This is a genomic window from Streptomyces jumonjinensis (assembly GCF_009600885.1).
In the GTDB taxonomy this organism is placed as follows: Bacteria; Actinomycetota; Actinomycetes; order Streptomycetales; family Streptomycetaceae; genus Streptomyces; species Streptomyces jumonjinensis.
Genome location: NZ_VCLA01000199.1, coordinates 97024 through 108555, shown reverse-complemented (window position 1 = coordinate 108555; position 11532 = coordinate 97024). Strand labels below are relative to the sequence as shown.

General features: G+C 72.0%; 11 protein-coding genes. 6 read left to right on the top strand and 5 right to left on the bottom strand.

Features of this window, described 5'->3' with window-relative positions; all coding sequences use genetic code 11:
• Positions 1–598 (top strand): SPASM domain-containing protein (locus FF041_RS35255; protein WP_194292313.1); only part of this gene is annotated, 598 nt, incomplete at its 5' end.
• A gap of 44 nt (positions 599–642) precedes the next feature.
• On the top strand, positions 643–984 hold the full coding sequence (locus FF041_RS35250) for a hypothetical protein (RefSeq protein WP_153526513.1): 342 nt from the start codon (positions 643–645) through the stop codon (positions 982–984).
• A gap of 1138 nt (positions 985–2122) precedes the next feature.
• Here the strand turns inward: FF041_RS35250 and FF041_RS35245 are convergent.
• Together FF041_RS35245 and FF041_RS35240 are read right to left on the bottom strand one after the other, a co-directional pair.
• The gene (locus FF041_RS35245; RefSeq protein WP_153526511.1) at positions 2123–2872 is read right to left on the bottom strand and encodes an ABC transporter permease; all 750 of its coding nucleotides are present in this window, start codon (positions 2870–2872) and stop codon (positions 2123–2125) included.
• Positions 2869–3786 (bottom strand): ABC transporter ATP-binding protein, encoded by a 918-nt coding sequence (locus FF041_RS35240; RefSeq protein ID WP_153526509.1) that lies wholly within the window; start codon positions 3784–3786, stop codon positions 2869–2871. Before FF041_RS35240 ends, FF041_RS35245 begins: the two co-directional genes overlap by 4 nt.
• A gap of 500 nt (positions 3787–4286) precedes the next feature.
• Between FF041_RS35240 and FF041_RS35235 the strand changes: the two genes are divergently transcribed.
• The 3 genes from FF041_RS35235 (at position 4287) to FF041_RS35225 (ending at position 6517) form a co-directional block, all read left to right on the top strand.
• Complete coding sequence (locus FF041_RS35235; protein WP_153485676.1) at positions 4287–4496, top strand: hypothetical protein; 210 nt, start codon at positions 4287–4289, stop codon at positions 4494–4496.
• A gap of 142 nt (positions 4497–4638) precedes the next feature.
• Positions 4639–5862 carry a sensor histidine kinase gene (locus tag FF041_RS35230; RefSeq protein WP_153526580.1) on the top strand — a complete coding sequence of 408 codons (1224 nt, stop codon included), beginning with the start codon at positions 4639–4641 and terminating at the stop codon, positions 5860–5862.
• Positions 5863–5866: 4 nt separating this feature from the next.
• Positions 5867–6517 carry a response regulator transcription factor gene (locus FF041_RS35225; RefSeq protein ID WP_323372128.1) on the top strand — a complete coding sequence of 217 codons (651 nt, stop codon included), beginning with the start codon at positions 5867–5869 and terminating at the stop codon, positions 6515–6517.
• 147 nt (positions 6518–6664) lie between these two features.
• Here the strand turns inward: FF041_RS35225 and FF041_RS35220 are convergent, their stop codons facing one another.
• From FF041_RS35220 to FF041_RS35210, 3 genes are all read right to left on the bottom strand, one after another.
• Complete coding sequence (locus tag FF041_RS35220) at positions 6665–8347, bottom strand: thiamine pyrophosphate-binding protein (protein ID WP_153526506.1); 1683 nt, start codon at positions 8345–8347, stop codon at positions 6665–6667.
• Entirely contained in the window at positions 8344–9315 is a 972-nt protein-coding gene (speB, locus tag FF041_RS35215; protein ID WP_153526504.1) for an agmatinase, read from the bottom strand. Before speB ends, FF041_RS35220 begins: the two co-directional genes overlap by 4 nt.
• Positions 9316–9400: 85 nt before the next feature.
• Positions 9401–10897 (bottom strand): sodium:solute symporter, encoded by a 1497-nt coding sequence (locus tag FF041_RS35210; RefSeq protein WP_153526502.1) that lies wholly within the window; start codon positions 10895–10897, stop codon positions 9401–9403.
• A 126-nt stretch (positions 10898–11023) separates the two neighbouring features.
• Between FF041_RS35210 and FF041_RS35205 the strand changes: the two genes are divergently transcribed.
• Positions 11024–11532: PucR family transcriptional regulator ligand-binding domain-containing protein (locus tag FF041_RS35205; protein WP_194292319.1), on the top strand; the 509-nt coding region annotated here is incomplete at its 3' end.

Genomic DNA, 11532 nt, shown 5'->3' with positions numbered 1-11532 from the left:
TTCCCTCTGGACCTGCTTCACCGAGCACAGGGTCGATCTCGCCACCTCCTATTACTCGGACCAGGCCGCCGAACACGACGCCGTCACGGCCCGCCGGGGCTCCCACACCCGCACTCGCGCCAACATCGAGAAGGCCCAGGTTCTGGGCTTGAACCTCCGAGGCGGAATCGTCCAGGTCCGCCAGGACCAGCGGGTCGAGGAAGCCCACCAGGACCTGAAGGACCTCGGGCTGCGAAGTGTCGACACCGACCGACAGCGCGCCTTCGGCCGCGCGAGCCTCGGCGCAGTGCCCGCTGTCGAGGACCTGTGCGGGCACTGCGGGCGCGGGAAGCTCGCGATCGGCCCCGACGGAGACGTATGGCCGTGCGTGCTCTCCCGTTTCATCAACGTCGGCAACGTCCGGACGGCCGCGCTGACGGCCATCTGGGGCGGCAGCGCGATGGCACGGGCGAAGGCCAGAATCGACGCCGTACACGGCGACGGCACACAGGCGTGCACGCCACCCCAGTTCCTGCCGTTCTGCGCCCCGTGCCAGCCCTGCCCGCCCATGTTCAGCCATTGCGATCCGGAGACGGCCGATACCCCGCAGCAAGGGTGACTACGATCGCTGCCCCATCCCGATCGAGCCAAGGCAGGCAGCCCATGAACGACGACCACGGAGACGACTTCACCGCATGGCTCCACGGCCAGAGGGAGCCGGTGAAGCGAACCGACGAGTACTGGGAGCAGATGGCGCGCTTCATGCGGCAGGCGGCGAGCAAGGCCGGCCCTCCGCTCCCTCTGTGCCTGCCCGGAGAGCCCCAGGAGTGCGGACGCGACGGCCGACAGCACACCCTCGCGTGGGCCGCCGCGCTGAAAGCCGCCGCCCAGCACATCATCGAGACCAACGCGGCCACCCCGGCGGAGACGTCCTACTACTCTGGCCAGCTGTACCAACGCAGGCTCGTCGCACTGCGAACCGAGACAGCACACGTCACGAACTGACCCCCGAGACCGCCCCGACCTGCCCGCGCGTGGTCCCCGCGCATGCGGGAGCCTGCGGAACGGCCACGTTCATAGATCCCGCCGAGGTGGTCCCCGCGCACACGGGCTCCCTCGTCGCCCCGGGCCCCCCGGCCCCGACAGCACCGAAGAGAGCGAGAGTGAAAGCACGTGCGGCGCAGGTCGTCGTCCCCCCTGAAGCCTCGCCGCTCCTGGTTCTCCGGCCCATCCGGGGAACCGGTGTGCGGGGGCGGGGTAGCCCCCAGGGATCTCTGACAGGGAATGCCCCCAAGGGGTCGTGTCATGGGAGAGTTGACCGACATGGGCCGCGTTTCCTCATCCGCCCCATCAGGCTGCGCCTGACACCTCTTCACACCGGGAGGCCCCGATGCCCGACTGCTCGCAAGTGAATGAAAACCGCTACTCCGCAATGTGAACGCGCAGGTCAGGAAGGGTGGTCCCCGCGCGTGCGGGGGTGGTCCGGACGCGATCACGGCGGCAGCAGCGCTCGTCGGGTGGTCCCCGCGCGTGCGGGGGTGGTCCGCTGGGGGGTGGCACGGTAGGCAAGGAGTACGCGTGGTCCCCGCGCGTGCGGGGGTGGTCCTCCGATGTGGTTCACGGGCCGGGCGGGGCCGGCGTGGTCCCCGCGCGTGCGGGGGTGGTCCTTCTCCTGTGAGCATCGGTAGAAACGTCTACATGTGGTCCCCGCGCGTGCGGGGGTGGTCCCGGGCGAGGGCCAACTGGACGGTATCCAGGTGCGTGGTCCCCGCGCGTGCGGGGGTGGTCCGGAACAGGGTAAATGGGTCGCCCGGGGTCTGGCGTGGTCCCCGCGCGTGCGGGGATGGTCCTCTGTGGATGGCGGTGGACGCCCAGGCAGATCTGTCGGCCCCGCGCCTGCGGGGATGGTCCGCTGAGCCGGTCCAGCACATGTGCCCGGCCGGCGTCGGCCCCGCGCGAGCGGGGATGGTCCCCAGAGGCCGAGCGCACTGTCCGTCGTCGTCATGTCGGCCCCGCGCGAGCGGGGATGATCCGGTACGGCACGCTGGCTCCTGTTGTGGGCACATGGGCCCCGCCCGCGCGGGCTCCCCGCACCGGGCCGAGCCCGCGCCCCCGGGCCCTCCGGGCCCAGGCCCCCACCAGCTCAAGCGTCCCGCCGCCTCAGCACCACCGCGCCCGCCCAGAGCGCCGCGCCCGACCAGAGGGCCAGGACGCCCAGGCCGGCCCAGGGGCCCAGGGAGCCCGTCGGGTCCTGGAGGAGGATCTGCTGGCCCGCGCGGTCCGGGAGGAAGTCCGCCACGCCGCCGTTGTCCTCGATGTCGCCGATGATGAACGACATCATCATCAGGAACGGGATCAGAATGCCCATCACGGCCGGTGCGCTGCGCAGCACCATCCCCAGGCCCGCCGAGAACAGGGTGATCAGCGCCAGATACACCCCGCACCCCACCACCGCGCGCAGCGCGCCCGGGTCGCCGATGCCCACGCCGCGGTCGTCCATGAGGATCTGACCGGCGACGAAGCAGGTCACGCTGGTGACCATGCCCATCGCGAGCGACAGCACGCCGATGACTGCGATCTTCCCGGTGTAGAAGAGGCCCCGGCGCGGCACCGCCGCCAGGGAGACGCGGATCGCGCCGTTCTTGTACTCCCCCGCCACCGCGATCGCGCCGAAACAGATCGCGCCCACCTGGCCGAAGTTGAGACCGTAGAACGAGGACCGCAGCGGATCGAAGTCCGGCTTCGCCATGTCCTGCGCGGTGAACGTACCGCTCATCAGCAGGGAGAAGCCGACCGTCGCGGCGAAGACCGCCGCCAGGGCGATGCACAGGGACCGTACGGAGCCGATCTTCAGCAGCTCGGAACGGACCACGGAACCGATGGACACGATCATGCCTCCTGGGTGGCGGTGTACTCGGCCTCGCCCGCCGTCAGGGCGAGGTAAGCCTGCTCCAGCGAGGGTTCGTCCCCCGCCAGTTCGAGAATCGGAATGCCTTCGTACGCCGCGAGCGGTCCGATGTCGTCCACCCGCGCGCCCTCGACCGTCCAGCGGCCGTCGTCGCCCTGGACGGCGATGAAGCCCTTGGCCGCGAGCGCCTTGCGCAGCCGCTCGCCCTCCGTGGTCCGCAGCCTGACCCGGCGGGTGGTCCAGCTCTCGATGAAGTCGGCCGTCCCGGTGTCGGCGAGGAGCCTGCCCCTGCCGAGGACCACGAGATGGTCGGCGAACGACGCCGTCTCGCCCATCAGATGGCTGGAGACCAGCACCGCCCGGCCCTCCCGCGCCAGCCCGAGCAGCAGTTCGCGGATCCAGATGATCCCCTCGGGGTCCAGCCCGTTGGACGGCTCGTCGAGGATCAGCACCCGGGGGTCGCCGAGCAGGGCCGCCGCGATGCCCAGCCGCTGGCGCATGCCGAGCGAGTACGTCCGGATCCTGCGGCCCGCCGCGCTCGCGATCCCCGTCTGCTCCAGCACCTCGTCCACCCTGCGACGGGGGATCCGGCCCGCCGCCGCGAGGATGCGCAGATGGTCGCGGCCGGTACGGGAGCCCATGGCGGCGTGCGCGTCCAGCAGCGCCCCGACCTCCCGCTGCGGATCGTCCAGCGCGGCATAGGCACGCCCGCCGATCGTGGCGGTGCCGGAGGTCGGCCGGTCGAGGCCCAGGACCAGTCGCATGGTGGTGGACTTCCCCGCCCCGTTCGGGCCGAGAAAGCCGGTGACCCGGCCGGGCAGCACGCTGAACGTCAGCTCGTCCACGGCCCGGGCCGCCCCGTACTCCTTGGTCAGGTTCACTACATCGATGCAGGTCATGGCTTTAGCCTCGCCCGCCGGACCAGCGCTGGACCTCCCCTGCCCGGGGAGTTCCGCTCCCCCGCACGGGGGAGAGCGGCACCGGGGCGGGCTAACACAATGGCCGGATGCCGGAGCCGTCGGACCTCACGGCTCTTCCGTGGACGCATCCCCCACGGCGGAATCCCGGCAAGGCGGGCGAACCCCGGCCCCCTTCCGCCAGACTGGGCGCGTGAAACCACCGTCGCCGGCTCAATGCATCAAATGCGGCGGGATCGCCGTCATCCTGTCCTACGCCAGAGATCCCCGTGCCAACCAGTCGTACTGGCGCTACACCTGCCTCGACTGCCGTGTGGCATGGCCACAGGACCAACACGGCGGCCGACCCGACGAGTGGAGGGAACTATGAACGAAGAGCCAGAATCGCCCCGTCCGTTACGGAAGATCTGTCCCAGCGGACACAGAAGCGTGATCATGAAGCCGAACGGCAAGCAGTACCGCATGGACCGCGGAGCCGAGTGGTGACCCCGGAACCGGCCCCCCTGGTCTCCGGCCCGATGTCGGATCAGATGGCATGGGGGCTGATCTACGGTCTCGCGCTCGACATCGCCGAGCGCCACGGTGCCACCGTCCCCGACCAGGCGCGCGCCGTAGGACCCTATGCGTTCCATGAGGCCGTGCAGAGCGTGGAAGACGGCTGGTGCCTCCTGTGGAACGGGAAGCCCGCCTAGCCCCCCGGCCGAGCGAACTCGAACGGGCCGTCCCGGCAGGCGCCAGGGCGGCCTGGCCCCACCCACCGGACCAGCACGGGACCTCCCCCGCACGGGGGAGGGCAGCGCCGGGCCGCCCTGGCACGATGGCCGGATGCCGTATCTGTCCGCTGTCCTCCGCCCGCTGGCCCGCTCGGTCACCTACACCCGGTGGCTGCATCTGTTCATCGGCGTCATCTACATCGGCATGTGGTTCTTCATCGACGAGGGGAACCTCCACATCCCCCTCGCGCTGCTGGCGCTCGTGGGCCTCATCCCGGGGGTACGGCTGGTCGAAGGGCTTCAAGCGCGGCTGCTGCTGACCGGGCACGGCTTCAAGGACCCCGAGTCGGGCATCGCCGCCGCGCCCTCGGTCACCTGGGGCGATCGCTGGCGTACCGCGCTGTGGCTGGAGATCCGGCTGGTGCTGGGCTTCGCCACCAGCTTTCTCACCGTCCAACTGCCGGGGCTCTCCGTCAATCTGGTGGTCGCGGCCACCGGGGGCGAGCCGTACAAGGACGTGCTGTGGCTGCCGGGCGGACAGTGGTGGTACGCGCTGCTCGCGCCGCTGCCGATCGTGGTCCTGCTGGCGGTCGTGGTCGGGGCCGGGGCGCTGACCACCGCCGTCGCCCTGCGGCTGCTCGGGCCGTCCGCCCAGGAGCGGCTCGCCGCCCTGGAGGAGCGCACCGAGCAGCTCCTGGAGCGCAACCGGATCGCCCGGGAGCTGCACGACTCGATCGGGCACGCGCTGACGGTGGCCGTGGTGCAGGCGGGCGCGGCGCGGACGGCCAAGAGCCCGGAGTTCACCGACCGGGCGCTGGCCGCGATCGAGGAGACGGGCCGGGCCGCGCTGGAGGACCTGGAGCGGGTGCTGCGCGTGCTGCGGGAGTCCGAACAGCCCGCCAGCGGCCGTCCCACGCTCGCCGACGCCGACCGGCTGCTGGAGTCCGCGCGGGCCTCCGGCGCGGAGATCGACGCGGAGGTCACCGGCCCGCTGACGCTGGTGCCGGGCCCCGTCTCCCGGGAGGGCTACCGCATCGTGCAGGAGGCGCTGACCAATGTGCTGCGGCACGCGGGGCCGGTGCCCACCCGGGTGCGGATCGCCGTCGCCGGGGAACGGCTCGATCTGGAGGTGTCCAATCCGCTGTCCGCGGACGCGGCGGCGGCGCGCGGCGGAGGCAGCGGACTGCGGGGCATGCGGGAGCGGGCGGCGCTGCTCGGCGGAGAGGCCGTCACCGGACCGTACGAGGGGCGGTGGCGGGTACGGGTCGAACTCCCGCTGGCGGGCCCGCCGCCCGCCGGCCGGCGCTCCCGGCCACGGGCGCCTGCGGGGCACCGCCTAGGCTGAGCGGGTGCCGATCTCCGTACTCCTCGTCGACGACGAACCCCTCGTACGCGCCGGGCTGCGCGCCGTTCTGGAAGCGCAGCCGGATATCGAGGTGACGGGTGAGGCGGCCGACGGCGCGGCCGTGATCCCGCTGGTGCGGCAACTGCGGCCCGATGTCGTCGCGATGGACGTCCGGATGCCGCTGCTGGACGGCATCGAGGCCACCCGCGCCCTGCTGCGCACCGTCGCCGACCCGCCGAAGATCCTGGTCGTCACCACCTTCGAGAACGACGAGTACGTGTACGAGGCGCTGCGCGCAGGCGCGGACGGGTTTCTCCTCAAGCGGGCCCGCCCGGCCGAGATCGTGCACGCCGTGCGGCTGATCGCGGAGGGCGATTCGCTGCTGTTCCCGGCGGCGGTGCGGTCGCTGGCCGCCGAGTACGGCAGCGGCGCCGCCCGTACGGCCATGGAGCGGGCCGCGCTGACCGAGCGGGAGGCGGCCGTACTGCGGCTGATGGCGCGCGGCATGACCAACGCCGAGATCGCCGGACAGCTCGTCGTCGGCACGGAGACCGTGAAGACGCATGTGAGCGCGGTCCTCGCCAAACTGGGCGCGCGCGACCGCACCCAGGCGGTCATCGCGGCCTACGAGTCCGGTTTCGTCGCCCCGGCGTAAAACGGCCTGGCGCAACGGCCCGGCGCAACCGCCCGGCGTAAAACGGCCTGGCGTGACGGCCCGGCGCAACGACCTAGCGCAACCGCCCGGCGGGCCGCCCGTGCCCGGGACGCCCCCGGACGCGCGCCCGGACCCGGGCCCCACCGATCAGAGGTGCGTCGGCGCGAACATCCTCAGCAGCGCCGGAAGCACCACCACCGAAGGCCCCGGCTCCGCCAGCGCCTTCGTCAGGTCCTCGGCCAGCCGCGCCGGGTCCGTGCGTACCGCAGGCACCCCGAACGACTCCGCGAGCGCCACGAAGTCCGGGCGTGCCAGCTCCGTCCCGGTCGCCTCGCCGAACGCCTCCGTCATGTACTCGCGCAGAATGCCGTAGCCGCCGTCGTCGACGATCAGCCAGGTCACCGGCAGGCCGTACTGCCTGGCCGTCGCCAGTTCCGCGATCGAGTACATCGCGCCGCCGTCGCCGGAGACCGCGAGCACCGGGCGGGCGGGGTCGGCGGCAGCCGCTCCCAGCGCCGCCGGGAAGCCGTAGCCGAGGCCGCCCGCGCCCTGCGCGGAGTGCATGGTGTTGGGGCGGCGGGCGTCGAAGGCGGACCAGGCCCAGTAGGCCAGGATCGTCATGTCCCAGAAGCTGGGCGAATCGTCGGGCAGGGCCCGGCGGATCGACTCCAGAATCCCCTGTTCCAGGGTGCGGCCCTGAGCGGCGATGCGCTCCCGGACCAGGCCGAGGACGGTGCGCACCCGCTCCGGGGCCCCGGCGTCGGTCCGCTCCGCCACCGTTTCGAGCAGCGCCGACAGGGCGAGCCTGGCGTCCGCGTGGACGCCGATGCCCGGGTGGTTGGACTCCAGCTTCCCGGCGTCCGCCTCGATCTGGATCACCCGGCCGCGCGGGGCGAAGGTGTGGTAGTTCGAGGAGAGTTCGCCCAGTCCCGAGCCGACCACCAGCAGGACGTCGGCGTCCTCCAGGAAGTCGGTCGTATGCCGGTCCTCCAGCCAGGACTGGAGCGAGAGCGGATGCTCCCAGGGGAACGCCCCCTTGCCGCCGAAGGTGGTGATCACCGGCGCGCTGATCCGCTCGGCGAGCGCGAGCAGCTTCCCGGAGGCGTCGGAACGTACGACTCCGCCGCCCGCGATGATGGCCGGGCGCTCGGCGTTCGCCAGCAGATGGGCGGCGAGCGCCGTCAGCTCGGGGCGCGGAAGGATCGCCTCCGGTGTGGCGTCCACCGCCGTGACCACCGGCAGGACCGTCTCCGCGAGAAGGACGTCCTGCGGGATCTCCACCCACACCGGGCCGTGCGGGGCGGTGAGCGCCGACTGCCAGGCCGCCGCGATCGCGGACGGGATCTGGGAGGCGGTACGGGCGGTGTGGACGGACTTCACGATGTCGCGGAACGACGCCTGCTGGTCGCGGAGTTCATGGAGATAGCCGTGCCGGCCGCCGCCGAGCCCCGCGGCCGGGATCTGGCTGGAGATCGCCAGCACCGGAGCGCTGGCGGCTGCCGCCTCCTGGAGCGCGGCGAGCGATGTCAGCGCCCCGGGTCCGGTGGACAGCAGCAGCGGGGCGACCTCGCCGGTGATCCGTCCGTACGCGTCGGCGGCGAAGCCCGTGTTGTTCTCGACGCGCAGCCCGATGTACGAGAGCGAGGAGCGGCGCAGCGCGTCGAACATGCCGAGGGCGTGCTGTCCGGGGAGTCCGAAGACGGTGGTCGCGCCGAGGCCCTGGAGGGTCTCGACGACGAGGTCGCCGCCGTTCCGTCCGGGGGGAGGGTTGAGCGCGGCCTCGGTCTGGCGGGCGGTGGGCCGCAGCACCAGGTCGTGGTCGTGGGTCATCGCCCGTCCCTTGAAGCGGCGATCTGCCGGCTCATGATCGTGGTCAGCTCGTACGCGGTGTGGGACGCGGCGACCGAGGTGATCTCGGCGTGGTCGTAGGCGGGCGCGACCTCCACCACATCGGCGGAGACCAGGTGGCAGGAGGCGAGGCCGCGCAGGATCTCCAGGAGTTCGCGGGAGGTCATGCCGCCCGCCTCCGGGGTGCCGGTGCCGGGCGCGTGCGCCGGGTCGAGGCAGTCGATGTCGATGGAGATGTAGAGCGGACGGTCGCCGATCCGCTGGCGCAGCTGGTCGGCGATCTCGTCCGCGCCGCGCCGGTAGACGTCGGCGGAGGTGACGATGCCGAAGCCGAGCTTCTCGTCCTCGGTCAGGTCCTGCCGGCCGTAGAGGGGGCCCCGGATGCCGACGTGGGAGAGGGCGGAGGTGTCGAGGATGCCCTCTTCCACGGCCCGGCGGAACGGGGTGCCGTGGGTGTACTCCGCGCCGAAGTAGGTGTCCCAGGTGTCGAGGTGGGCGTCGAAGTGGAGGAGGGCGACCGGTCCGTGCTTCTTGGCGACGGAGCGCAGCAGCGGCAGGGCGATGGTGTGGTCGCCGCCCAGCGTCATCAGCCGCGCGCCGGTGCCGAGCAGCTCGTCGGCCGCCGCTTCGATGGTCTCGACCGCTTCGTTGATGTTGAAGGGGTTGGCCGCGATGTCGCCCGCGTCGGCGACCTGCGCGAGCGCGAAGGGGGACGCGTCCTGCGCCGGGTTGTAGGGGCGCAGCAGCCGGGACGCCTCGCGGATGGCGTTGCCGCCGAAGCGTGCGCCGGGCCGGTAGGAGACCCCGGCGTCGAAGGGCACGCCGACCACGGCGACATCGGTGCTGCCGACCTCGTCGAGCCGGGGCAGCCGGGCGAACGTGGCGGGTCCGGCGTACCGCGGGACCCGGGACGAGTCGACCGGGCCGCGCGGCTGCTCATTGCTGCTCATAGGGGTTGCCTTCTTTCCTGCGCTGGTGCGTTTCGACTCTAGGACACGGGGTGGGCGTCATCGCCCGGGGTGGTGGCGGTAGCCGTCACCGGGCCTGGGCGTCCTGGCCCAGGGTGGCGGCGGAGGTGGCTGTCACAGGGGCGTCGTCGTCCGAGCCGCGCCCGGCGAGCCGCTCGCGCCAGTGGGCGAGGACGGCGGCGTCGGTCGGCCGGGTCAGCAGGCTGACGGTGACGTACACGGCGAGCGAGGCGAGGAGCCCGTAGTAGACGGGCTCCTCGGCGAGGATGCCGTACGCCGCCATCAGGCCGATCACGGCGACCCCGCCGACGCCCACCGCGGCGAGCGCGCCCTGGACGGTGCCGCGCTTCCACAGCAGCCCGCCGAGGATGGGTACGAGCAGTCCGCCGACGAGCAGGTTGTACGCGACGGTCAGCGCCTCGACGACGTCGTTGAGCACGATGGCGATGGCGATGACGGCGACGCCCATGGCGAGGATGAAGGCGCGGTTGCCCTTCACCTCGTCGTGTCCGTCCTCGGGGGCGGCGCGGGAGGTGAGTCCGCGCAGCCGGGACCAGATGTCGTTGTTGGCGACGGTGGCGCAGGCGATGAGCGCGCCGGAGGAGGTGGACATCACGGCGGCGAGCGCGGCGGCGAGGACGAGTCCGCGCACGCCCATGGGCAGCTCGTCCTTGACGATCATCGCGAAGGCGTCATCGGGGTTGTCGAGCTTGGGGTAGAGCACCTTGGCGGCGGTGCCGATCATGGCTCCGGCGATGGCGTAGACCAGGCAGTACGTACCGGCGGCGGTGCCGCCCCAGCGGGCCGTGCGGTCGCTGCGGGCGGTGAAGACCCGCTGCCAGATGTCCTGTCCGATGAGCATGCCGAAGGTGTAGATCAGTACATAGGTGAAGATCGTCTCGCCGCCGATGCCGAGCGGGGCGAAGTACTCGGTGGGCAGCTGGGCCTTCATCTCGGCGAAGCCGCCCGCTTTGACGACGGCGATGGGCAGCAGCAGCAACAGCACGCCGACCGTCTTGACGACGAACTGCACCATGTCGGTGAGGGTGATCGACCACATGCCGCCGAGGGTGGAGTAGGCGACGACGATCGCGCCGCCGAGGATGATCGACACGGTCCGGTCGATGTCGAAGAGGACGTCGAAGATCGTGGCGTACGCGATGGTCGAGGTGACCGCGAGCATCAGGGTGTACGCCCACATCACCAGGCCCGAGATCATCCCGGCCCGGCCGCCGTAGCGGAGGTCGAGCATCTCGGAGACGGTGTAGACCTTCAGCCGGGCGATGCGCGCCGAGAAGAAGACGGAGAGGGCGAGGAGCCCGAGGCCGATGGTGAGGACCATCCAGGCGCCGGAGAGTCCGTACTTGTAGCCGAGGCCGACGCCGCCGATGGTGGAGGCTCCGCCGAGGACGATGGCGGCCATGGTCCCGGAGTACATCCAGGGGCCGAGGCGGCGGCCTGCGACGAGGAACTCGCTCTTGGACTTGGCGCGGCGCATGCCCCACCAGCCCATGGCGAGCATGCCGGCCAGATAGACGACGATCACCGCGTAGTCGACAGCCATCGGCTTTCCCTCCGTCTCGGCCCCGGGTCGCCGAGGTCTCGTTGCCTGATGACGGTAGGTGGCTGGAATGCGGCGCTGAAGTGTACGTTTTATCTCTTGTCAGCGACTTCTATGGATGGATCGTCCATGTCGGACACCGCAACGGCACCACCGACCCCTCCGGTCCCGCTGACCGCGCTGCTGGCCCATGAGGGGCTGGGGCTTCGCCGGATCGCGGGGCCCCCGGCCGAGGACACGGTGGTGCACTGGGTGCACACATCGGAGATGGCGGACCCCTTTCCGTATCTGCTCGGCGGCGAGCTGCTGCTCTCCGCCGGGGTGCTGCTGACCGACCCCGACGCCTATGTCTCGCGGATCACGGCGGCGCGGGCGGCGGCGCTGGGGTTCGGGGTCCGACCGGTGCACGACACGGTTCCGGCGGGGCTGGCGGCGGCCTGCGACCGGTACGGTCTGCCGCTGCTCGAAGTGCCGCCGGAGACGACCTTCACGGCGGTGGCCCGCGCGGTGTGGCGGCTGATGGCCGAGGCGCGGCACCGGGAGCTGCGCCGGGTGGCCGAGGCGCAGCAGGGGCTGGCGACGGCCGCGGCCCGGCCCGATCCGGTACCGGCGGTTCTCGGCCAGCTGGCGGCACGGCT

What these genes read in the sequence shown, in the direction of transcription:
- speB (WP_153526504.1), bottom strand. Translation starts at nt 9,315, where the DNA reads ATGAGCAGCAATGAGCAGCCGCGCGGCCCGGTCGACTCGTCCCGGGTC.
- FF041_RS35220 (WP_153526506.1), bottom strand. Translation starts at nt 8,347, where the DNA reads ATGACCCACGACCACGACCTGGTGCTGCGGCCCACCGCCCGCCAGACC.
- FF041_RS35245 (WP_153526511.1), bottom strand. Translation starts at nt 2,872, where the DNA reads ATGATCGTGTCCATCGGTTCCGTGGTCCGTTCCGAGCTGCTGAAGATC.
- FF041_RS35210 (WP_153526502.1), bottom strand. Translation starts at nt 10,897, where the DNA reads ATGGCTGTCGACTACGCGGTGATCGTCGTCTATCTGGCCGGCATGCTC.
- FF041_RS35250 (WP_153526513.1), top strand. Translation starts at nt 643, where the DNA reads ATGAACGACGACCACGGAGACGACTTCACCGCATGGCTCCACGGCCAG.
- FF041_RS35240 (WP_153526509.1), bottom strand. Translation starts at nt 3,786, where the DNA reads ATGACCTGCATCGATGTAGTGAACCTGACCAAGGAGTACGGGGCGGCC.